Source organism: Lysinibacillus sp. NPDC097162 (assembly GCF_044762185.1).
Classification (GTDB): Bacteria; Bacillota; Bacilli; order Bacillales_A; family Planococcaceae; genus Lysinibacillus.
In genome coordinates this window covers 139,147-161,613 of record NZ_JBIWDT010000006.1, presented here as the reverse complement: position 1 = coordinate 161,613, position 22,467 = coordinate 139,147, and the positions used below count along the sequence as shown (strand labels likewise).

Annotated in this window: 19 protein-coding genes and 1 pseudogene; 10 read left to right on the top strand and 10 right to left on the bottom strand. The window is 36.0% G+C overall.

The window, feature by feature from the left end:
* The first annotated feature begins 26 nt into the window (after nucleotides 1-26).
* The 7 genes and pseudogenes from ACIQXW_RS20250 to ACIQXW_RS20220 all read left to right on the top strand — a co-directional run bounded on the left by ACIQXW_RS20250 (nucleotide 27) and on the right by ACIQXW_RS20220 (nucleotide 7,144).
* Entirely contained in the window at nucleotides 27-587 is a 561-nt protein-coding gene (locus ACIQXW_RS20250) for an LOG family protein (protein WP_401020947.1), read from the top strand.
* Nucleotides 588-648: 61 nt separating this feature from the next.
* On the top strand, nucleotides 649-1,176 hold the full coding sequence (locus ACIQXW_RS20245) for a dihydrofolate reductase family protein (protein ID WP_402765041.1): 528 nt from the start codon (nucleotides 649-651) through the stop codon (nucleotides 1,174-1,176).
* Between the two features lie 309 nt (nucleotides 1,177-1,485).
* Nucleotides 1,486-2,313: pseudogene (locus ACIQXW_RS20240) on the top strand (DUF4822 domain-containing protein); the annotation flags it as partial.
* 69 nt (nucleotides 2,314-2,382) lie between these two features.
* Nucleotides 2,383-3,834 carry a sensor histidine kinase gene (locus tag ACIQXW_RS20235; RefSeq protein WP_402765038.1) on the top strand — a complete coding sequence of 484 codons (1,452 nt, stop codon included), beginning with the start codon at nucleotides 2,383-2,385 and terminating at the stop codon, nucleotides 3,832-3,834.
* An 18-nt stretch (nucleotides 3,835-3,852) separates the two neighbouring features.
* A complete protein-coding gene (locus ACIQXW_RS20230; RefSeq protein ID WP_340821596.1) occupies nucleotides 3,853-4,545 on the top strand; it encodes a response regulator transcription factor in 693 nt (230 codons plus the stop codon).
* 106 nt (nucleotides 4,546-4,651) lie between these two features.
* On the top strand, nucleotides 4,652-5,248 hold the full coding sequence (locus ACIQXW_RS20225) for an ankyrin repeat domain-containing protein (protein WP_402765035.1): 597 nt from the start codon (nucleotides 4,652-4,654) through the stop codon (nucleotides 5,246-5,248).
* A gap of 630 nt (nucleotides 5,249-5,878) precedes the next feature.
* Nucleotides 5,879-7,144 (top strand): MFS transporter, encoded by a 1,266-nt coding sequence (locus ACIQXW_RS20220; protein ID WP_402765032.1) that lies wholly within the window; start codon nucleotides 5,879-5,881, stop codon nucleotides 7,142-7,144.
* Nucleotides 7,145-7,307: 163 nt separating this feature from the next.
* Here the strand turns inward: ACIQXW_RS20220 and ACIQXW_RS20215 are convergent, their stop codons facing one another.
* The 7 genes from ACIQXW_RS20215 to ACIQXW_RS20185 form a co-directional block, all read right to left on the bottom strand.
* Nucleotides 7,308-7,625 (bottom strand): MGMT family protein, encoded by a 318-nt coding sequence (locus tag ACIQXW_RS20215; protein WP_401020960.1) that lies wholly within the window; start codon nucleotides 7,623-7,625, stop codon nucleotides 7,308-7,310.
* Nucleotides 7,626-7,776: 151 nt separating this feature from the next.
* Nucleotides 7,777-8,544: a sulfite exporter TauE/SafE family protein gene (locus ACIQXW_RS20210; RefSeq protein ID WP_402765029.1), complete on the bottom strand. Its 768-nt coding sequence runs from the start codon at nucleotides 8,542-8,544 to the stop codon at nucleotides 7,777-7,779.
* 40 nt (nucleotides 8,545-8,584) lie between these two features.
* Nucleotides 8,585-8,779 carry a hypothetical protein gene (locus tag ACIQXW_RS20205; RefSeq protein ID WP_402765026.1) on the bottom strand — a complete coding sequence of 65 codons (195 nt, stop codon included), beginning with the start codon at nucleotides 8,777-8,779 and terminating at the stop codon, nucleotides 8,585-8,587.
* Between the two features lie 40 nt (nucleotides 8,780-8,819).
* Nucleotides 8,820-10,820 (bottom strand): catalase, encoded by a 2,001-nt coding sequence (locus tag ACIQXW_RS20200; protein WP_402765023.1) that lies wholly within the window; start codon nucleotides 10,818-10,820, stop codon nucleotides 8,820-8,822.
* A 173-nt stretch (nucleotides 10,821-10,993) separates the two neighbouring features.
* Nucleotides 10,994-11,728: a glucose 1-dehydrogenase gene (locus ACIQXW_RS20195; protein WP_340821611.1), complete on the bottom strand. Its 735-nt coding sequence runs from the start codon at nucleotides 11,726-11,728 to the stop codon at nucleotides 10,994-10,996.
* A 103-nt stretch (nucleotides 11,729-11,831) separates the two neighbouring features.
* Nucleotides 11,832-12,464: a TetR/AcrR family transcriptional regulator gene (locus ACIQXW_RS20190; RefSeq protein WP_340821612.1), complete on the bottom strand. Its 633-nt coding sequence runs from the start codon at nucleotides 12,462-12,464 to the stop codon at nucleotides 11,832-11,834.
* 93 nt (nucleotides 12,465-12,557) lie between these two features.
* Complete coding sequence (locus tag ACIQXW_RS20185; protein ID WP_402765019.1) at nucleotides 12,558-13,097, bottom strand: TetR-like C-terminal domain-containing protein; 540 nt, start codon at nucleotides 13,095-13,097, stop codon at nucleotides 12,558-12,560.
* Between the two features lie 168 nt (nucleotides 13,098-13,265).
* Between ACIQXW_RS20185 and ACIQXW_RS20180 the strand changes: the two genes are divergently transcribed.
* Together ACIQXW_RS20180 and helD are read left to right on the top strand one after the other, a co-directional pair.
* Nucleotides 13,266-14,660 carry a DHA2 family efflux MFS transporter permease subunit gene (locus ACIQXW_RS20180; protein ID WP_401020971.1) on the top strand — a complete coding sequence of 465 codons (1,395 nt, stop codon included), beginning with the start codon at nucleotides 13,266-13,268 and terminating at the stop codon, nucleotides 14,658-14,660.
* Between the two features lie 306 nt (nucleotides 14,661-14,966).
* Nucleotides 14,967-17,303: an RNA polymerase recycling motor HelD gene (gene helD / locus ACIQXW_RS20175; RefSeq protein ID WP_402765015.1), complete on the top strand. Its 2,337-nt coding sequence runs from the start codon at nucleotides 14,967-14,969 to the stop codon at nucleotides 17,301-17,303.
* A gap of 65 nt (nucleotides 17,304-17,368) precedes the next feature.
* Here helD and ACIQXW_RS20170 read toward each other — a convergent pair whose 3' ends face one another.
* The 3 genes from ACIQXW_RS20170 to ACIQXW_RS20160 form a co-directional block, all read right to left on the bottom strand.
* Nucleotides 17,369-18,685 carry a DUF4179 domain-containing protein gene (locus ACIQXW_RS20170; protein WP_402765012.1) on the bottom strand — a complete coding sequence of 439 codons (1,317 nt, stop codon included), beginning with the start codon at nucleotides 18,683-18,685 and terminating at the stop codon, nucleotides 17,369-17,371.
* A complete protein-coding gene (locus tag ACIQXW_RS20165; RefSeq protein WP_402765009.1) occupies nucleotides 18,682-19,188 on the bottom strand; it encodes a sigma-70 family RNA polymerase sigma factor in 507 nt (168 codons plus the stop codon). Before ACIQXW_RS20165 ends, ACIQXW_RS20170 begins: the two co-directional genes overlap by 4 nt.
* A gap of 233 nt (nucleotides 19,189-19,421) precedes the next feature.
* Nucleotides 19,422-21,425 carry a YhgE/Pip family protein gene (locus ACIQXW_RS20160; RefSeq protein WP_402765006.1) on the bottom strand — a complete coding sequence of 668 codons (2,004 nt, stop codon included), beginning with the start codon at nucleotides 21,423-21,425 and terminating at the stop codon, nucleotides 19,422-19,424.
* Between the two features lie 122 nt (nucleotides 21,426-21,547).
* Here ACIQXW_RS20160 and ACIQXW_RS20155 point away from each other — a divergent pair, with 122 nt between their 5' ends.
* A complete protein-coding gene (locus ACIQXW_RS20155; RefSeq protein ID WP_402765003.1) occupies nucleotides 21,548-22,429 on the top strand; it encodes a LysR family transcriptional regulator in 882 nt (293 codons plus the stop codon).
* Nucleotides 22,430-22,467: the final 38 nt, after the last annotated feature.

Here is a 22,467-nt window from a genome sequence, read left to right as displayed (position 1 = left end):
ATGATAGCATAAAGGAGGAATCGAATTTGAATATTTCAGTTTATTGCGGTGCAAGTCTAGGTAACAATGATTTATACGAAGAGGCAGCAAAAGCACTTGGTAAATGGATTGCCGAAAATGGACATACTCTAGTATATGGCGGAGGAAAAGCTGGTCTAATGGGTGTCATTGCAGATGAAGTTTTATTACATAACGGTAAAGTAATCGGCATTATTCCGACATTTTTAGTTGATCGAGAGCTAAGTCATCCTAATTTAACTCGTTTAGAAGTTGTGCAGTCCATGTCTGAACGAAAAAATAAGATGATTGAATTAGGGAACTGCTATATTGCACTGCCTGGGGGACCTGGAACATTAGAAGAAATTTCAGAGGTAATTTCATGGGCAAGAATTGGACAACACCAAAATCCATGTGTTTTATTCAATGTAGGTGGCTATTATGATAAATTAAAAGAATTTTATGATGATATGGTAACAAACGGTTTTTTAACTGAAGCAGATAAAAAGGCAATGTTATTTTCCAACTCATTTATCGAAATCGAACAATTTATTGCAAAATATACACCACCATTGGTACGAACATATTAATTTTAGATAACAGTTACTGATATACTTAATGTTATCTTGTGAAACAGGAGTGGGGATTTATATGGAAAAAAGACGTAATGTTATTTTGTATATAGGTACTTCTATTGATGGTTTTATTGCAAATGATGATGGTTCTTTAGAGTGGTTGGAGTCTACGGAAGTAGAAGGCGATTCGGGTTACAATTCCCTTCTAAATAAAATTGATACGGTTGTGATGGGTAAGGGTACATATGATACCATTCGAGGATTTGACATGGACTATCCTTATAGTGATTATAAAAACTATGTGTTTTCTAAATCTGTCAGCGGTTCAGATGAATATGCTTCATTTATTAATGAAGATGTTGAAGCTTTCATTAACAATTTAAAGCAACAGCCTGGTAAAGATATATGGCTAATTGGTGGGGGGAATTTAGCACGTGAATTTTTTAAAGAAAATTTAATTGATGAATTCCAACTAGCCATTGCCCCAATTATTTTAGGTAAGGGAATCTCTCTTTATAACGGCGATGATATTACCCAAAAATATAGTTTAAGCAAAGTTGAAAAGTTAGGTCAACTTGCGATGCTTCATTATAAAAAAATTTAATAAGTTACAAACAAACTCGCCAATATCTGTGGCGAGTTTTACTTTTTTATAAGCATCTTACAACGAATAAGATTTTTTTCTCGAATTTATATTTTGTTTATATTTGCGATATAAGCAGTTTAGAACTGGACTTCATAATTAAGCATAAGCAAATGAAAAGGGAGAGAATAATATATGAACAACAAATTAAAATTCGCAACACTCGCTATTTTTAGTTCAGTCACAATATTAACGGCATGTACAGATTCAGGGAAAACTGAGGCAGACAATTCAGTCGTGCAAAATGAACAGGCGGAGGCCAATCAAGCTGAGCAGCAACTGACAAAGGGCCAAACATTAGCGAATATTTTAAGCAGTACAAATTGGCAAGGTACGCGTGTTTACGACAAAGATAACAATGATTTAACTGAGGAGAATGCCGGATTTATCGGTTTAGCAAAATACGATTCTGAAACAGGTCGATATGAATTTTTTGACGCGAAAACAGGGGAGACTCGTGGTGATGAGGGTACATTCTTTATGACAAATGACGGTATGAAGCGTATTTTAATTTCTGATACGATGAAATATCAAGCAGTTGTTGAAATAACTACATTAGATGAAGAAGTCTTTACTTACAAACGTATGGGGAAAGATATGAACGGTAATGATATAGAAGTGTTTGTGGAGCATATACCATATGAAAATGATTTAGCCTTCACTAACGAAGACAAAACGTTAACAACTTCTACAGGAGATATTAATACTAGTGTAGATGGAGATGAAATCCTAGGTAAAACATTATGGCATGGAACAAAGGTACTTGATGAAAAAGGTAATGATGTCTCAGAGTTTAATGGGAATTTTTTAAGTGTCGCAAAGTTTGAAGAGGACACAAATAAATATGAATTCTTTAATAGAGAAACAGGAGAAAGTCGCGGAGATTATGGTTACTTTGATGTCATTCATGACAATAAAATTCGCGCACATGTATCAATAGGCGATAATAAATATGGTGCAGCATTGGAACTTACGGAATTAAATGATGATAAGTTTACTTATAAGCGTGTAGGTAAGGATGCAGATGGCAATGATATCACAATCTTCGTAGAGCATGAGCCGTATAAGGGAGATTTAAAACCAACATTTAGTTTTTAAAATTACCACAAAGTCCATCACTTGAAAAAGTAAGGAATCTCCTTTATAAATTGAGGAAAGGAGATCAATATGACAATCAAGAATAGATTTTTAACTTCTTATATCGGCGGTATTGTAATTGCAAGTGTCTCTATTCTATCAATTTTATGTATTGTTTTTTATGTGACAACAGGGTCTGTTCCGACACCTAAAACATTGTATCAAACTTTTACAAAGCAACGCTCTTTGAGCCCGGAAGAGGAGCTTGCTTATGTAAAGCTACGTAATATTGCCAAAGAGGATCCAGACAGGCTTTTAGTGCAAGATATGCAAAAAAGTTTTCAACAGATTGAGAACAGGTCACTTGGAGTTGTCATTCGTCATGAAGAGGAAATTGTTTATTATTCGCAGGGATTAGTAGAACGGTCACTTGTCGTGCATTTTCCAACTTTCAATACGAATAATATTGAAACGAAGGGCACAATAGATAATGCAGGGGGACTGTACCGTTATATTAAGTTCGACTTTTATTATAGCGACAAATCTAAGGGTAGTGTCTTAGTGCTGAAAAAAGAAAACAGCTTTTTAGATTTCCTTACTAAATGGGGAATTATTATTATTTTCATAATCCTTTTAGTATCGTTTGCCGCAATGCTATTTTTAAATCAATTTTTACACAAGACAATTATTAAACCTCTAGAAAATTTAGGACAGACTATGTCCGAAATACGAGAGGGCGATTTAATGATAGAGGCAACGACATTACCTGCTAATACAGCAAGGGAAGTACAAGAGCTGACAGCTAATTTTGAGAGTATGCGATCAGCACTTTTAGAGTCTATTCAGGAGCAACGAAACCTTGAAAAAAACCGTAAAGACCTAATCGCAAGTATTTCTCATGATTTAAAAACACCAATTACAACGATTATTGGATATGTGGAAGGTTTACAGGAGGGAGTTGCCGAAACGCCTGAAAAGCGGGAAAAGTATTTGAAGACCATCCACTCTAAATCACTTGCATTGAACAGATTAATTGAAGAACTTTTTCTTTACTCTAAGTTTGATGCAGAGGCAGTTCAGCTTCATTTTGAGCGTATACAGATCGGCAAGTTCCTTACACATATAGTGGAGGAGTTTCAATTATACAATCGAGATGTACAGCTGGTATTGAATGTAGTGGAGGATGTCTATGTTCATATTGATCGTATGCAGATGAATCGGGCAATCTCTAATTTAATTGAAAATAGTATGAAGTTTAAAAAGCCAAATGAACCTTTATGTATGATTTTAGAAGTAGTAGTAGTTGAGCAGCTTGTTGAAATTGTTATAAAGGATAACGGACAAGGAATTTCGGAGCTCCAACTCCCATATGTATTCGATCATTTTTATCGTGGTGAGGAAGCGCGTACGTCGACGACAGGTGGTAGCGGCTTGGGGCTTGCAATTGTGAAGCAAATCGTTGAAAAGCATAATGGACAAGTGAAAATTCAAAGTAAGCTACATTTTGGTACAACGGTGACAATAATCTTGGAAAAGGCTTAAAGGAAGTGTCAATGACTGATGCCATCACGAATATTAATCATTGAAGATGATATTAGCATTGCAGAATTACAAAGAGATTATTTAGAAATTCATGATATAGAGGCAGAAATCATAACGGACGGTTCTGAAGGATTGAGTCGAGCATTAAATGAGCCTTTTGATTTAATTGTCGTTGATTTAATGCTCCCTTCAATGAACGGTTTTGAAATTTGTCGACGTATTCGTGAAAAGAAAAATATTCCGCTTATAATTGTTTCTGCAAAAAAAGAGGATATTGATAAGATAAGAGGACTTGGCTTAGGTGCGGATGATTATATAACAAAGCCATTTAGTCCGAGTGAGTTCGTCGCTCGTGTACAAGCGCATAGTAAACGTTACAAGCAGCTGACAGGTACTGAACAAACAAAGGATTATTTAGAGATGAATAATATTATTGTTGATAAAGCCGCACGCAAAGTATTTGTTTTAGGTCAGGAAGTTATTTTTACAACAAAGGAATTTGACCTGCTCGTCTTTTTTATGGAGCATCCAAATCGTGTTTGGACAAAGGAGCAACTTTTCCGTCAACTATGGTATATGGATGACTTAGATGGCGATGTTTTTACAGTTGTTGTTCATGTAGGTCGCATACGAGATAAATTAAAAAAAGGAAAACTATCAGAGCTGCCAATCGAGACAATTTGGGGCAGTGGATATCGCTTTAATGACTGAAAATCTCCTTGTGTAAGGAAGGTTTTACATGAAATATTTTATAAGCATTCTAGTAAGCGCATTATTCATACTCACAGGGTGTAATGACAAGGGGGAGGAAAAGCATATGAAGCCACAATCAGGTGATCTTATTCAAGCAGTTGAAAAAAATGATGTAGAAATGGTGCTAGAAATTATACAGGATTCATCATATCCACTTAATGAAACAAATAATAAAGGGGAAACGCCTTTATTAATTGCTACACATGAAAATTATATTGAAGTTGCGAAGCGATTAATTGATGCGGGTGCTGATATTAATCAACAAGATCATATTCAGGATAGCGCCTATTTATATGCAGGCGCACAAGGAAAAACAGAGATTTTAAAGTATATGTTGGAGCATGCGGAACCAAATCAAAAAATTGTGAATCGCTATGGTGGCAATGCCTTAATACCTGCAGCTGAAAAAGGGCATTTAAACAATGTGAAGCTACTATTAGAAGATGGTAAAGTAGATATCGATCATCAAAATAAATTTGGCTATACGGCATTAATTGAAGCGGTAGCATTAACGGACGGTTCAGTGGTGTATCAGCAAATTGTACAAGAATTATTAGCATATAATGCCAATAAAGAACTTCGTGACAATTCGGGTAAGACTGCGCTTGATTATGCTAAAGAGATGGGCTATTCAAAAATGGTAGAAATGTTAGAAGATTAGTAGGAAGATGAATATAATGTGTTAAAAAGGAGCACCTAGAGCGTTGTTGATATGACAATGTTTTAGGTGTTTTTAATTGTGCGAAAATTGTTTGAGTGACTGGCACACTTTTCTGCAACTAATTTTAGCGCCTGTAAGTATTGTAAAAAATAGAACCACCTAAAGTGTTGGGCAAAGACAACGCTTTAAGTGGTTTTTTTGTAAGGTAATATTTTAAAAATATAAGGATAAAAAACTTGTATTTTGATGGCTCATAAGTTACACGGGAGCCAGTGTAAACAGGCTTGTAGCATGGTGTATGCATAAGTTCAACAAATATAGGACTTATTTTTGGAGTAAAATAACAAAGTTCATATATTTGACACATTATAAATAACGAGTTACTATTGCGAAGGTTGTTTATTATTAAACTAAATTACGTATGTAAAGAACTAGGAGGAAAATGGGAACAAACATAGGCAGTTTTCATTAAAGAAATTTTTAATATATCAATAAAATAAATTCTATTTAATTAATAGCATATTAATATTTACTTTTTTCTCAAACTGTAACCAAGCCCTAAACAGTTATTAAAAATGGAATGATATTTAATATAAAAAATAAAATCAACATGCGAATCGGGGACAACATATGAGTCAGTCAAAGAAAAAAATCCACTACGCTTGGTGGGTATTGTTAGGTTTAGTTGTAATGGTTGGAGCTGCAAAAGGAGGCATTGCGACTACAGGTGGTCTATTTTTAACTCCAGTTACAGAAGATTTAGGTATTGGAATGGGAAGTTTAACATTGTACTTTAGCATAGCATCAATTGTCACAATGCTATCTTTACCAGTTGCAGGTAAGATGATAGCCAAATATAATATTAGAATTCTTTTAGTGGTAGCTGTTACGTTGGAGGCAGGAGCCTATGCAATGTTTGGATTCATGAACTCTGTATGGGGTTGGTATCTGTTTGCTATTCCAATGGCAATGGGATCTGTAATCGTAACACAATTAGCAGGACCTGTGCTTATTAACAATTGGTTTAAAAAGCACAAGGGCTTAGCCTTAGGTATTATGGTTGGAGCTGGTGGTTTAATAGGTGCTTTCCTTCAACCAGTAGCGGGTAACTTAATTGCTAGTGCAGGTTGGAGAAATACGTATATTTTCTTAGGTGTCGGCGTAATGGCGATTGTTATTCCTATTGTGTTATTAACGATTAGAAAAGCCCCACAACAAATAGGGTTACAGCCATATGGTATGGAAGAAGTGAAGGAAGATACAACGGTTAATGCTCAAACGGCAACAAATGGTGGTGTCGCTGCTACTATAGCGAAAAAATCGAGTGCCTTTTATTTTTTAGTATTTTTCTTTTTCTGTGAAACATCAGTAGCTGCTTTTAACCAACATGTCGCACCATTCGCAATGGGATTGGGCTATGATGTTAAGTTTGCAGGTAATGCTATGGGTTCATGGTCTGTAGGCGTTGTTATTGGAGCGTTATTTTTCGGCTTCCTCAGTGATAAAATAGGCGTGAAAAATACAGCAATTACCGCTATGCTTTTAGGATTAGTGCCAGTAGGAATGCTTTTATTAGTACCAGAAAATCCGATGATATTTAAATTAGCTACTGGTCTATATGGATTCGTTGTTGCATCTCTTGGAACACTAGGGCCTCTTTTAACAACAGCTCTATTTGGTAATAAAGAGTTCAGTCAAATTTATGGACTTGCTATAACAGGATTAGCAGTTGCAGGTATTGTTGCTTTACCTATTTATGGCTTTATCTTTGAATTTACAGGTAGTTATACTTATGTTCTTTATACTATTTTTATCATGTTGCTCTTAAATGTGGGAGCTATTATCTTAGCATTTAAAGGTAAAAAGAAATTAGAAAAAGCTGGGCATTGGAATTAATATTGAAAAAAGTATTTTATGTTTAAGCCATACTGTGATTATCTAAGTCATAATACTCGATGATGGAAATACAGGCGACATGCCCCTAAATCGTTAGACATTAAATCTAACAATTTAGGGGTATTTTTATTTGTGCCTATTTATATAAAGGTATTAGAAAGTTTTAAAATTCAAAATCCATAGGGTCTATTTTATATTGATACTCCTCTAAGCTGAGTGTAAGGACTTGTGTGACAATAACCCCTTCACCTTCTAATAATGCTTTTTGGTGCGCCGCATTTTTAATAGTGATTTCTCCCTTGATATTTACAATCCGATGCCAAGGGAGATTATACTTTTCACTCATTGTATGAAGTATTCTTACAACCTGTCTAGCTCCTCTAGGACTGCCCGCACATGCTGCAACTTGGCTATAGGTCATTACTTTACCAGTCGGTATATTTTTTATTACAGTTATCACATTTTTAGTAAATGGTTGCATATGTTTCGGCTCCTTTAGAAATGGATATTAATAAGCTTGCATAAACATTATAACCATAGTGTGTTAACTGTTGAATATCCTCAACATAAAAAGAGCCTACTACATTTTCATGTAGTAAGGCTCTGTTTTAAATTTTCCGGGAAATAAGCGCCTACTTTAACGTAAAGAGCATATAAAGTGAAGACAATATAGTGATAACACCAATCATTATTTTTAACAAGTGCATAGGTACTTTATTGGCAAGGCGGGTACCCGTGAGAATTCCAATCGTTACGCCGATTAAACTAGCAATTACTAAACTATAAATACTTTCTACATTGGCATATGCAAAGTATCCAAATATAGATGGTATAGCGATAAATACGGAATTTAAAAGACTAACACCTACAGCCACACGAATATTGACACCAAGATTAACTAGTAATGGTACTAATAAAATAGGTCCACCAGCGCCTGTTAATGCACAAATAGTTGCTGTAAAAAAACCGATAATCACGACAATAAAAGGATGATTCAAAGCTTTCGATTTTTTTATAAGTGCATTTTCATTGTTTTTCTTAAAAATAATCGACAATCCAGCGACAAGAATAAATAAGTACAGAAGCAGTTTTGCTAGAAAATCAGAAATTAGCACATTGATTTGAACACCTAAAAACGCGCCAGGAAGGCTACCGATGCTTAAAAATAGCGCTAATTTTAAATCCATGTTTTTAGATTTCCAATAGGAATAAGCGCCAAGTACACCTGAAACAGCAAAAGCTAAAAAGCTCAATGCAAGTGCATCATGGACAGGTATTTCTAAAAAACCTACATAGATTAACGGGAGAAGAAATCCCGCAATTCCGGACATCCCTAATAGAATGCCAATCACTAAATTGGAACATAAAACAATACTTAATAGAAGTGTGTTTGTTAACATATTTTAGACCTCAATTATTGTTAACCCTCTAAATAAAGGGTTAAATGTTTGCACGAATAGCAAGTTCCTTCATTGCGAGCTTACTTTCGTATTTTATTTTCTCTTCATCCAACGTCAAAACTTCTCTGTTTTTCATTAATATTTTACCATTAACAAATGAATCTGTTACATCGTTGCTGTTAACCGATTCAATTATCCCAGCTGTTTTCCTTACAAATGAATAAAGCCTATCCAAACTACTGAGTTTTGGATAGGCTTTATTTTGTTTTTTCGTTTTATCGATCCCAGAATCGACCTTGGGCTATACCTTCAATAAAGGATTCAATTGTAGAGTCTTTTAAATTGTAGACTCCCGATCCCTCAAGTTTTATCCTGCAAGAATTTAATGCTTGAGGATCATTAAGGTCAAAGGCTAAAGGTTTATTATGTTTAAAGGTTGTTTCCATAAACTCTAGCACAGGTGTTTGAATAGGAGATTCACTACTGATGACTAAAACAGCATCAAAAAGGCTTGGGTCTGTTGTGTCATAAGTATCGGTTACTTTAAGGGAATCGTCGAATTGAGATACCTTTTCATCGACGATACTATAATTTAAATGTTGTTTAGCCAAAGTCTGAACCCATTCTGTTAGAAGGGATTCCTGAGGCTTCCCATTCAATAAAATCGCGACATTTTTCGTATCTGGTTTAAAGATCGTATTAGCCATGCTGAGTGCGGGCGATTTTTTATCTGATTGTACTTCAAGATTTGTCTTAGGCAATGCCACTCCAATATTGTTGGCTACTTCTTGAGCTAATTGATGGTCTATATGATTTATAAGGTCGATTGCATTTGTTTTCACTGCATTCGATTTACATTTGCCAAGCTCGAAACTAAATGCATTTTTAATATGTTGTTTCTCAAAAGGAGCCATACTGTTATAGAAGAGCTTCGCTTGTGAATAAAAGTCTAAAAAGCTTTCGCTACGACCTCTAATCTTATTGCCATCAATTTTTTCTTGATAATGTTCGTAGCCACCTTCTTCGGCAGAAACAGGAGCTGGTTGATTGTCATTTAAGCCGTTGCGATGATAGCTTGTTTGTCCTCGAAAAATTCCCATTTGGTGCATACCGTCACGTTGATTGTTTTGATAAGGGCAGACTGGTTGATTAATTGGGATCTGATGGAAGTTAGGCCCACCTAATCGAGAAAGTTGTGTATCGGTATAAGAGAATAATCGTCCTTGTAAAAGAGGGTCATTTGAGAAATCGATACCAGGTACAACATGCCCAGGATGGAAAGCAACTTGTTCTGTTTCAGAAAAGAAATTATCTACATTCCGATTTAGAGTCATTTTGCCGACTATTTTTACAGGAACTTCTTCCTCTGGCCATAATTTAGTTGGATCTAATATATCAAAATCAAATGCATGCTCATCTTCTTCGGGAATTACTTGTAAACCGAGTTCCCATTCTGGAAAGTCGCCTTTTTCAATTGCTTCATACAAATCTAGTCGATGGAAATCAGGGTTTTTCCCTGCAATTTTTTGCGCCTCATCCCAAACTAATGAATGTACACCTAGAGTAGGCTTCCAGTGGAATTTCACAAAATGGGCTTGTCCTTTAGCATTAATAAGTCGGAATGTATGAACGCCGAAACCTTCCATCATTCGTAAGCTACGAGGAATGGCACGATCACTCATATGCCACATAATCATATGAGCCGTTTCAGGATTTTGCCCGATGAAATCCCAAAAAGTATCATGAGCACTAGCACCTTGTGGTATTTCATTGTGTGGCTCGGGTTTAACAGCATGGACGAAATCGGGAAACTTAATGGCATCTTGAATAAAGAACACAGGCATATTGTTGCCGACTAAATCATAATTACCTTCGTCTGTATAAAATTTAGTGGAAAAACCGCGCACATCCCTCACTGTGTCATTTGAGCCTCTAGATCCCTGTACTGTCGAAAAGCGTACAAAGACAGGTGTGATTTTAGAGGGGTTTGTAAGGAAATCTGCCTTCGTATAACCTTCTAACGATTCATAAACTTGAAAAATACCATGTGCGCCAACACCGCGTGCGTGAACAATACGTTCAGGAATACGTTCATGGTCGAAATGAGTCATTTTCTCACGGAAATGAAAGTCCTCCATAAGGGTAGGACCCCTTAAACCTGCTTTTAAAGAAAATTCATCCTCTGCCATTTTTAATCCTTGATTCGTCGTTAAGGCATGTTTTCCTTGGTTATCAATGATATGTTTCTTTAATTGTTCAGTTTTTTTATTTTCCATTTGAATCCTCCTCAAAGTCATCTTACTTTAATGATTCCCTTTTAATTGGAATAAAAACATGTGGTGTTATGCCAAAGAAGCTAAATGAGGGGGAAATGGGAGATATACAGCACGCTCATAAAAAAAAAGCCCAATTTTCTTTAATAGAAAATCGGACTTCTTATTTTCAAGTATTATTGTGCAGTTAAGCCGCCATCGATAATGAATTCAGAACCTGTTGAGTAGCTAGAATCATCAGAAGCTAGGAATAATACCATGTTAGATACTTCTTCTGGTTGAGCTACACGTTTTAATGGAATATGTTTAGAGAATTCTTCTACTGCTGCTTTTGTATCTGCTTGTACAACCATTGGTGTTGCAATAACGCCTGGGTGTACAGAGTTTACGCGAATACCCATTGGTGCTAGATTAATTGCCGCTGCCTTAGTCATACCACGAACAGCGAATTTTGTATCTGTATAACCAATAGCGCCAGCAACTAAGCCGTTCATTGAAGAAATGTTGACGATTGAACCGCCACCAGTTTTCGCCATTGAACCTGCTACAGTTTTCATACCTAAAAATACAGACACTTGGTTAATGTCTACAATGCGTCGGTATTCTTCTAATGTCACTTCTAGCATATTTTTCGCCATAGTAATACCAGCATTGTTTACTAATACGTTTACTGGACCGAAAGTTTCTTCTGCTTTCGCGATAACTGTAGCCCAATCTTCTTCAGAAGTAACGTTTTGTTTAACGAAAATAGCATTTTCACCTAATTCAGCTGCGAATGCATTTCCTTTTTCCTCATTTAAATCTGTTAAAATAACTTTTGCTCCGTTTTCTACGAATAATTTTGCGTGTGCAGCACCCATACCTTGTGCAGCACCTGTAATGATTGCTACTTTACCTGCTAAACGACTCATTTAGAAAGCCCCCTAAAAATTAAAATTTGATAGTTAACTATCACTTTTCTACTTCCTAGTTAACAACTTTCACGATCGAATGTCAATTCAAAACGTTCGTCATTTATTGTGGTCGAATAAAAGATAAAAATACATCTTTCATCAACTCCAGTTGCTTGTCCGTAGATAACAACTCGGAGAGGTTTGGATCATGGGTTGTTAGGCTTGATTTAAATGTAAATAAACTAAAATTTTGCACCATCGTCATAATAAATAAATCTAAATCAATATCATGTCTTAATGAGCTGTCTTGTTTTCCCTGGTCAGCCAATGTGAATAAAATACTTGCCAATTTGTTTCGTGCAAAAAAATACTCTGCATATTGCTCAGACGATTCTGTAGCAATTTTTTCATGTAAATCAAAGGACTCGAAAAACTTTGCGAGCCGTAGCTTAGGGTCCTTTGTTCCACTTATATAATAATCCAAAATTTGTTTGATTTTTTCATACGCAGGTATTGTCTGCTCAACAATTTGTCCTATATGCGTCGCCATATCATTAGTAATAGTATTTGAGGCTGCAATCACTAAATACTCTTTTTTAGGGAAATAACGAAAAATTGTCGCAATCCCAACACCAGAAGCATCTGCGACATCCTGCATTTGTATGTTTTGAACGCCATGTTCCAAAAATAAATCCTTTGCAATTTGGATAATATTTTGACGGCGTTGTTGTTTTTGTTGTTCTCGTTTACTCATTTTCGTCACTCCAACTGTTCTTCATATATTAATTGTAGCATGCGTAACACATACCAACTTGTATTCATAATTATTGTTATTTTTGTATATTTATTAAGGTTTATACATAAGATGAATTTGTTCTGCTATGTAATCAGAACTTAAATGTAGCCCATTTTTTAACCACCACATTATAACGCCAACTATCGAAGCTGTTTTAATTTGAGAATCGACATAGACTTTTTTAGTTGTTTTTGTATTTTTATTTCTGCGAATTTCGATTAACTTTTTTAATAATTGGAATAAATGATTTTCAAATTGTTCCAGTTGAAAAAGAATGAGCAGATGATGTCTCTGTGTATAAAGATAATCTAGTAATTGAATCAATTGTTTTTTTTCGTCAATGTCCTGAACTTGAATAAGTGCTTCAATTTTTTCAGTTAGTTCCTGTAAAATTTCCTGTGTTAATTGTGTAATTAGGCCATCGATATCTTGATAATGTAAATAAAATGTTGTTCGATTTAACAATGCCTTTTGTGTCACCTTTTGCACAGATAATTGATTAATGGATAGTCCATCATTTAAGAGGGTTAAGGCAGCACTTTTAAGCATTTCCTGTGTTCTTATGGCACGTGGATCCTCTTTTTTAGTCATTTTTCTCATTCCTGTCTATCATAGTAGATTTTATATACAGTTTGTTTCAAATTGTCTAGTAGTCGACAGTGAATCCTATATTGTTCATGGTCAACTTAGCAAATTTCTTGTTAAGATATTTTTTAGACAATGTGTCGATAAAATTATGATAGCGTTAGGAGTTCTATTATGCAAAATGAAATATCTGCTCGGACGAAAAAGCTTTTGCTTTTTGTAATGATTGCAGGTTGCTTCTTTTCTACATTAAATCAAACATTACTAAATGTGGCACTTAGCGATTTAATGGTTATTTTTGATGTAACCCCTACAACCATTCAGTGGTTAGCGACAGGCTTTATGTTAGTGAATGGCGTGCTAGTCCCAATCACTGCCTTTTTAATGAAACGATATTCAACTCGCCAGTTGTTTATCAGTTCTATGCTTTTTTTATTAATAGGTTCTATTGTTGCAGCAAGTGCAATGAACTTCGGAATGTTACTGACAGGACGTATGATCCAGGCAGTTGGGGCAGGAATCATTATTCCATTAATGATGACAGTCATTGTTTTTTTGTATCCAATGGAAGAGCGTGGAGCTGTTATGGGGAAAGTTGGATTCGCCATTATATTCGCTCCAGCAATTGCACCAACTGTTTCAGGCTTTTTTGTTGAATATTTGTCTTGGCGATGGCTATTTATTGGTTTAATTCCATTTGTTTTGCTAATTATTTTGTTTGCTTATAAATATTTATTTAATGTTGTTGAGGGGACAAAAGTAAAATTAGATGGATTAAGTGTTGCGTATTCAACAATCGGGTTTGGATTTTTACTTTTTGGGTTCAGTATTGCAGGAAGTAGAGGTTGGGCTGATTGGCTAGTTATTACATCCCTGCTTTTAGGGATCATTGTGACGTTTTTATTTTGTCAGCGTCAAATGTCTTCAGCTGAACCATTATTAAATTTGACGGTATTTAAATATAAAATGTTTTCAATGACAACGCTTGTTAATATAGCCATTACCATATTAATGTATGCGGATTTAATTTTACTACCAATTTATTTACAAGATGGTCGTGGTTTTACTGCTTTTGAAGCAGGTCTTTTATTGTTACCAGGGGCATTAATAAATGCATGTTTATCTCCGGTAACTGGGAAAATGTATGACAAATATGGTGCAAAGCCATTATTTATAGTGGGCATGAGTTTAATCGTTTTGTCGATGTGGGCAGTGATTGATTTATCTGCCTCTACTTCATATATGTATTTACTTGTCCGCACAATTATATTACGAATTGGGCTAGCTTTTATTACAATGCCTTTAAATACAGCTGCCTTAAATGCACTTCCAAAAGAATTAGCTTCACATGGCTCAGCCGTTAATAATACAATTCGTCAATTAGCAGGAGCAATTGGCACAGCAGTTATTGTGACTATTTATACAATACAATTAACAAAGGTTTCAATTGGTACAAGTGAAGGTTATGCTACCGCAGCTAATACGACTTATTGCACAATGCTTATCGTAGCCATTATTGCATTTATTGTTGTTTGGTTTGTGCCAAAAACTAAAAAAGTGAGTAACTAAACATCGATTGCTTGCAGTGAGCGATACAATAAAGAAAAGCACCGTTCTAGATTATAGATTGGTGCTTTTTTGCAAATAAAAAAACACTCCTAAATACAGACTTCGAAGTGTTATTACGCTATTTTAAATGTTTATTTATATAGAAATAGATATCATGGTTAATCCATTGATAAAAACATGAACATGTGTTAAATTTATATAGATAGGCACTTTATTATTAAAAGGATATATTATCCCTATCTTAATTATAAAGCATTGTTTTTTATAAGTCAACCCCTATACTTACATTTTTAAGGAGTGAATGCGATGAAATCGGAGTTTCAGCAGGAGCAAAAACGATTAGACAATGTAATGGAGACTATTTCAGAGCAACTGAATAGGTTGGAGAAAGAAACTTTACAGCGTAAGAACGAAGTTGTAAATATTCGCAAGCATTTTTGGGATGAAATAAAGGTCAATATGGATACTTTCGACGATTATCTTGAGACGATTATCGGCTTAAGACAAGAAACGCAAGCACTATCCGTTAGCCAAAGTACCCATAAACATGCGTCTAAAAGATTGTCTACGTTACGCCGTATGCAGAAGGTTCCTTATTTTGGCCGAATTGATTTCTTAGAGGAAGGTATGTCAGCTCAGGAACAGGTCTATATAGGTATCTCTTCTCTTATGGATAAGAGTGGGGAAGATTTCCTTATCTATGACTGGCGATCTCCTATCTCAAGTGTTTACTACGATTACTCGCCTGGTCCAGCCCAGTACACGACACCTGAAGGCATTATCCAAGGGGAGTTGGAGAAAAAGTGGCAATATCTAATTCGCGATGGTGTTCTTCAATCAATGTTTGATACAAGTCTCACTATCGGAGATGAGATTTTACAGCAAGTTTTGGGGCAAGGTACAAATAAACATATGCATAGTATAGTTGCGACGATTCAACAGGAGCAAAACCGAATTATTCGTCATGATCATGGGAGATTGCTTATAGTTCATGGTGCCGCAGGTAGTGGCAAGACATCAGCAGCTTTACAACGAATAGCTTATTTGCTTTATAAATATCGGGATAGATTAAATGCGGATCAAATTATTTTATTTTCACCTAATGCAATGTTCAATAGCTATGTGTCCAACGTGCTACCTGAACTTGGTGAAGAAAATATGCAGCAAGTTACATTTCAGGAGTACTTGCATCACCGATTAAGTAAGGAGTTTTATGTTGAAAATCCTTACGAGCAATTGGAATATGTTTTAACTGCAGCAAATAGCCCAGCATATAAATCAAGAGTGGCGAGCATCCAATTCAAAGCATCTACTCGTTTTTTTGAAGTCATTAAAGCATACAGAAAGTCGCTGGAGTACTCCGGCATGATATTTAAGGGCATTAACTTCAGAGGGCAGCCGATTATTACCGCGCAACAAATCGCTGAGCAATTTTATAGTAACGATGCTTCACTTAAGTTCCATAATCGATTGGAAAAGTTAAAGGAATGGATTCTGAAGGAAATAAAAGAAATAGAAAAAGTCGAATGGAAGAAGGAATGGGTACAAGAAGAAATTGAGCTGCTAAGTAACGAGGAATACCATAAGGCACGTGTTTATTTAGCTAAAAGAAAGGGCTTTGCAAGAGAGACAGTAGCCGATTATGAGATGGAGCCTGCTAAACTTGCGCGATTGATTGTATCTAAGAAATTGAAGACATTGCGGAAACGAATTCGGGCGTTACAGTTTATCGACATTAAGGAAATTTACAAACAGTTGTTTATAGATCCTATGCAAATTAAACAGTGGATTGAAGGAGAAACACCAGTGGAGTGGGAGGCTATTTGCCAAGCGACGCTGGAAATGCTAGACGAAGATAAGCTATTTTACGAAGACGCTACTCCGTTTTTATTTATAAAAGAGTTAATTCAAGGTTTTCAAACAAATAGCTCGATTAAGCACATACTCGTTGACGAGGCACAGGACTATTCGCCATTCCAATTCGAGTTTTTAAAGCGATTGTTTCCTTTTGCGAAAATGACAGTATTAGGTGATTTTAATCAGGCAATTTTCGCGCATGCGAGTGAAATGATTGATTTTAATATTCTTAGTAACTTATATGGACCAGATGAAACAGAAGTTATCAATATGACTCGTAGCTATCGCTCTACAAAACAGATTGTCGAGTTTACCCGCAAACTAGTACCTAATGGCGAACGGATTATCCCGTTTGAACGCGATGGGGAGCTACCTGCGCTGACACAATTAGCTGATCACACTGCTTTGCACCACTGTATTACGACTAAAATCGAAGCTTTGCGAAGTGATGGCTATAACAGTATCGCCATCATATGTAAATCTGCGGAGGAGAGCAAGCGTGCATTTGAAGCTTTGTCTACTATTGAGGGTATTAAGCTTATAAAAAATGGCTCACCCGAGTACGAGCAAGGGGTTGTCATCATACCTTCTTATTTATCTAAAGGAATTGAATTTGAAGCTGTCATTATCTATGATGCATCGGAGCAAATATATGGCGATGAGAGTTTACGCCGAGTTTTCTACACTGCCTGTACGAGAGCAATGCATAATTTACAGCTTTACAGCGTAGGTGAACCAAGTCCACTTCTGCGCACGGCCTTACAGGAAAATGAAATTAAAATTTAAATGAGAGTAATGTGAAGAGCCGATTCTAGGTATTATTAGAATCGGCTTTTCTTTAGGATGACAATTTATTTAAGTTTCACTTGGATACGTCCAACACCATTTAAATATTGGTCATAACGTGCAATTTCAAGCTTCACAGGATTAACTGGGAGATTTTTAACATTCTCCATATCAAATTTTTGTGTAATTAATAAATAGTTGTCGTGCTTAGAAAACGTTGCACTATTTGAATAGTAAGTTTCACCATTAGCGTCAATTAAATGATTAAACATGCTTCTAAGTTCATTTTTATTGGAGGATAATATTTTATATTGAATTTCAAAGTTATCTTTTATTTCAAGCTCGGTATTAATATTCTTAGGCTGAGTCATAATTTCCTTTTTATCAAAATCAATTACTACCGATTCATCAGCTTTATCAATAGCCTCGATGTCTCGAAATTCAATCGTCATACTTTTTGGGATACGGAAGAAATTGCTCTCTAGCATGATACTAAATTGCTTATCTTCGTAATTACCAAATCCAGAATAACCGTTTCGAATTTTGCCCCATTCCTCATGATGTTCATCATAGATGCGAATATCTCCAAAGTTTAATATTTTCTTTGAATTCGATGAATCAATCGACATTTTCAACTCAGATCTAATTGGAGAAATAATAAGCTCATGAATGGTAAAGTCTTGCCCATCGACAGTTATTTGTTTATTAATAGTGTATTTTTTCGATGCTTTAATATCATTTTTTAATGTAAATGGTATGTCAAAGACTATTTCTGGACGATCATGAAGCGATAATGTAATTTCAAAATCTTGTGATGAATAGTTCATACCTTTGCTTGCGGCCACTTCAATTGTATTTTCAACTTCAAATGTTCCTTCTGGCTGTGCTGACCAACTACTCCCTACAGATGCATAGATTTGTTCACCTTGCTGTTTGACCTCTGTAGAGACGCCAGTGAAATTCGCTAAGTCTTCGTCTGATTGAAGCTTATAGGAAATGATCATACCTGATTCATCTGCCACAACACTTGTAATCGTAAGGGTGTTCCCATCAATCGTTTGACTCACATTAATAGGCTCGTAATATTCGTTGTTAATAATATCTTTAATGCCTTTATCTAACGCAATCATTTCAACAAGTGGTTTTAATACTGGAATTTGTGCCATCGTATAAGCAAGAGCTGGCGATACCCTAATGGAACTAATAAGGGCAATCATGATAATAGCAGCAGTAACCGTAAATTGTAAAAGGCGTTTATGGCGAGTTCTCTTTTTTAATTGCTTGTATGCCATGAACTGTTTATTTGACTGCAATGTTTCCATAGGCACTGATTCAAGTAATTCTATATATCTTTGTTGTTGGTCATTGTCCAACTGACTCATGAAATGCCCCCCTCTCCTAATAAATGACGAAGCTTCTTTAATGTTTTATGTAATCTTGATTTAACAGTCCCTTCAGGTATTTTTTGTAACGTGGCAATTTCGCTGTTTTTTAAATCTTTAAAGTACTTCAAATGAATGAGCTCCTGTTGCTCAATTGGTAGCTTTGTAATGACATCATTGAGTTCAAATAGTTCCGCCATTTGCTCGTGCTGATCCACTATATCATCTGTGACGACAATACGTTTTTGCTGTCGTTTCATCATTAAACATGTATTGATAACAATGCGTACGAGCCACGTTTTAAAATACTGAGGCGTCTGCACTTTATGAATATTTTTTAAGCATTGATACGTCATTTCTTGTAGTGCATCATTTGCATCATGTTCATTTTGCATATAGCTATAGGCAACACGATACATAGCTTCTTTATATATTTGTAAAAGCAGTAGCTGTGCCGCTTCATCTCCATTAATCGCTTGTTTGGCAAGTTCGATTTCGTCCATCTCCATGCCTCCTTTAATGATTAGATGCACCGAATAAAACATTCGTTCATTTTATTTTATAAAATTTTAAAAGTAATTTATAACTTTTTTAGGAAAGGGCAGTGGTAGACAGTTCGTTGGATGTAGTGGGAGGTTTAGCTGTTATTTAGTTATATGGAGAACCGTATTCCAAGTAAATAAAGGAGCCTTTCTATTGAGGAAGGCTCCTTTTATTTCTATATAGAGGTACCGCTTTAGTTAGCGAGTTCTACAGTAGGTTGTTCTTTATGCTGGATGTGGCTTGAAATCCAAGCGATGATGAAAGCGAGTAAAAGATAGATGAGTAAAAGTGATCCTTGTGTAACTAAGTTTGACCAGCCACCAAGGGTAATTACTTCTTGGAAACCTTTTAGTGAATGCGCCATTGGCAAAAATTCGCCGATTTTAGCTAGTATAGGATTTCCAAGCTCACCAGGGAATGTTCCGCCACATGTTGCTAATTGAAATACTAATAACGTAACAGCTATAAATTTACCGACATTTCCTAATAGAATTATGAGCATTAGGATGAGGGTCATAAATGTAAGTGACACGATCATGCTTGAAAGGAAAAAGAGCGGTACACTAGCTACTTTTAAGTTAAATCCTAACAAGATAACGATATCTACAATAATTGATTGAATTAAACCAACTACGTAAACTAAACCTAATTTATTAATAAAGTGAACGGTACCAGTCACTTTTAGAAGTTCTCTGCGTCCTAGTGGCAGAATATTAGATGCCATAATGCCTCCTACAAATAAAGCGAGTGACAAGAAATAGGGTGCGATACCGACACCATAATTCGGAACGTCAGATAAATCAGATTCTACCAATTCGATTGGTTGGGCAAACATCGATGTCGTTGCATCGTCAAATTGAAGATTAGATGTTTTTGCTGCCGCACTATTTAGTTTTGATGCTAATTCATTTGATCCCACTACTAAAGAGGAAAGCCCATTTTGCAGTTTTGGAAATCCGCCTGATACTTCATTAATTCCACTAGATAGCGCTGTAATTCCAGTATTAAGTGTAGTAAAGCCTGTTGACCATTTAGCAAAGCCACTTGCAAATTCAGTCGCTCCTTGTTGAAGTTGTTTTGCCCCCGCAGTAGCCTGAGTCATCTTTGTTCCAAACGTTTTCATGCTAGTTTCTAGCGTAGCTTGACCTGCCGCGATTTTTTTAGCAGCTGCGCCTACTTGTTGTTGACCATTTGTTAAAGTAGTTTCAGTTGCAGATAATGTCTCTGCTAAAGCAATCAGTTGTTGAAATTCCGAATCTTGCTTTGCTTCGGGATGATCTTTTATATATTGAGCTAATTGCCCGCTTAAATTACTTGCTGCTTTTGCTGCTTGTTGTTGACCTTGAACTAGCTCTGTATTTTTAGAGGACCAGTCTGTCATACTTTCGCTCATTTGCCCTATTCCTGATTGAAGGGCTTGTTCAGCTCCAGTTAGTTGCTGTAATCCACTATATAGAGAGTCAGAACCGTTTATGAGTCTTTGAGCGCCATTTGATAAGCTTTCCTGACCTGTTGAGAGGCTTGAACTTCCTGTTTGAAGCTTTTGAGCTCCTGCATCTAAACTTTGAATGCCATCCGCTAGCTTGTCGGTTCCGCTCTGTATATCAGTCGCTCCCTTAGAAAGCTTTTCCGCCCCAGCGCCTGCTGTTGCAAAACCAGTCGAAGCATCCTGGAATTTAGTGAGAATAGATTCAGAGTAAAACTTCGTTATGCTGGCGTTAATTTTTGTTTTCATTTTTTCCACGGCTGTTGTCGTAATTTGTGAAGCTACAAAGTTTTTCCCTGGATTAATTTCATACGAAAGTTTTGCTGTTTTTGGAGTTTCTTCCATTAAAGTCGTTACGTTCTTAGAGAAATCCTTTGGAATTGTGATGACCATATAATAGTCGCCTGCTTTAAGCCCTTTTTGTGCGGTCTTGGCAGAGACGAAATGGAAGTTTAATTCTTTACCTTCCTTTAGTTCGGTAATAAAGTCATCGCCAACATGCAAAGATTCTTTATCTATATTTGCTCCCTCGTCGAGATTAACGACAGCTACGGGAAGTTTGTCCAATTGCCCGTATGGATCCCAATATCCTGCTAAAAAGAACCCAACGTAAATTAAAGGAACAAGAATAAGAAAAATAAAGGCCGTTCGCCCATGCTTATGTTTCCAAATAGCTACTAAGTCTTGCAATATTAATTGAAATCCTTTCATGAAATAATCCTACCTTCCTATTTTTAAAAGATTATTTCATAATAATCTATTATATTAATGTTGTATAATACATAAATCGTTATTACATAATAGATTTAAATCTATACAAGAAGGGGACCAATATGGAACTTTTGCAGTTAAAGTATTTTCAAACAGTTGCCCGTCTCGAACATATGACGAAGGCAGCAGAGCAGCTTCAAATTGCACAGCCATCGCTTAGTAAAACGATTTCCCGCTTGGAGGAAGATTTGGGCGTGGTGTTGTTTGACAGAGAACATCGGAAAATTAGCTTAAATGAAGCTGGCAGAATTTTTTTAAACCGTGTGGAAAGGGCTTTTGCGGAATTGAAAGAGGGACAAAGGGAGTTAGCTCAATTTACTGAGCAAGATCAAAAGAGTATTACATTGGCAGTAACGATTCCAAGAGTATTGCCTGCTTTATTAGGTTCATTTTTATCGAAATATCCAGATGCCCGTTTTCAACAGTTTCTAAAGTCTGTTACATCTATGAAAAAATTGTTGATGGAAGGGGAGTTGGATTATTGTATTTCCTCAGTTCCTATTGAAGGCGAGGGTATTAGATGGGAACCACTTATTACTGAAGAAATATTTTTAATCGTGCCACCTAATCATCGGTTAGCAGACAGGGAGAGTATTCAACTCGCAGAGGTGAAGGATGAAGCGTTTATTAGTATGAATACAGGGTTTGGCTTCCGAAGCTTAACAGATCAATTTTGCCGGGAGGCGGGGTTTGTCCAAAATATTGCCTTTGAGGGGGATGAGCCTTCCGTTATTTCTGATTTAGTTAGACAAGGACTAGGTGTCGCTTTCGTTTCTGAATTATCTTGGGTTCCGAAATCAGAGGAGTTTCCTCATAAACTGCGAATTGTTGAACCATCTTGTCAACGTACAATTGGGCTAGCGTGGTCAGAAAAACGCTATTTTACACCGATGGCTAAGAAATTTCGTCTATTTGTTTTCGAATACTTTTCAACTATTGCTTAATAGAGTTAATTTACGCATGTGTTTAAGATGACCCAGCA

Bases quoted from the DNA above. Each gene is read 5' to 3' on its own strand.
- ACIQXW_RS20200 (WP_402765023.1), bottom strand. From the start codon at position 10,820: ATGGAAAATAAAAAAACTGAACAATTAAAGAAACATATCATTGATAAC.
- ACIQXW_RS20210 (WP_402765029.1), bottom strand. From the start codon at position 8,544: ATGTTAACAAACACACTTCTATTAAGTATTGTTTTATGTTCCAATTTA.
- ACIQXW_RS20170 (WP_402765012.1), bottom strand. From the start codon at position 18,685: ATGAGTCAGTTGGACAATGACCAACAACAAAGATATATAGAATTACTT.
- ACIQXW_RS20225 (WP_402765035.1), top strand. From the start codon at position 4,652: ATGAAGCCACAATCAGGTGATCTTATTCAAGCAGTTGAAAAAAATGAT.
- ACIQXW_RS20195 (WP_340821611.1), bottom strand. From the start codon at position 11,728: ATGAGTCGTTTAGCAGGTAAAGTAGCAATCATTACAGGTGCTGCACAA.
- helD (WP_402765015.1), top strand. From the start codon at position 14,967: ATGAAATCGGAGTTTCAGCAGGAGCAAAAACGATTAGACAATGTAATG.
- ACIQXW_RS20180 (WP_401020971.1), top strand. From the start codon at position 13,266: ATGCAAAATGAAATATCTGCTCGGACGAAAAAGCTTTTGCTTTTTGTA.
- ACIQXW_RS20160 (WP_402765006.1), bottom strand. From the start codon at position 21,425: ATGAAAGGATTTCAATTAATATTGCAAGACTTAGTAGCTATTTGGAAA.
- ACIQXW_RS20230 (WP_340821596.1), top strand. From the start codon at position 3,853: ATGCCATCACGAATATTAATCATTGAAGATGATATTAGCATTGCAGAA.
- ACIQXW_RS20215 (WP_401020960.1), bottom strand. From the start codon at position 7,625: ATGCAACCATTTACTAAAAATGTGATAACTGTAATAAAAAATATACCG.
- ACIQXW_RS20220 (WP_402765032.1), top strand. From the start codon at position 5,879: ATGAGTCAGTCAAAGAAAAAAATCCACTACGCTTGGTGGGTATTGTTA.
- ACIQXW_RS20165 (WP_402765009.1), bottom strand. From the start codon at position 19,188: ATGGACGAAATCGAACTTGCCAAACAAGCGATTAATGGAGATGAAGCG.
- ACIQXW_RS20185 (WP_402765019.1), bottom strand. From the start codon at position 13,097: ATGACTAAAAAAGAGGATCCACGTGCCATAAGAACACAGGAAATGCTT.
- ACIQXW_RS20245 (WP_402765041.1), top strand. From the start codon at position 649: ATGGAAAAAAGACGTAATGTTATTTTGTATATAGGTACTTCTATTGAT.
- ACIQXW_RS20235 (WP_402765038.1), top strand. From the start codon at position 2,383: ATGACAATCAAGAATAGATTTTTAACTTCTTATATCGGCGGTATTGTA.
- ACIQXW_RS20155 (WP_402765003.1), top strand. From the start codon at position 21,548: ATGGAACTTTTGCAGTTAAAGTATTTTCAAACAGTTGCCCGTCTCGAA.
- ACIQXW_RS20190 (WP_340821612.1), bottom strand. From the start codon at position 12,464: ATGAGTAAACGAGAACAACAAAAACAACAACGCCGTCAAAATATTATC.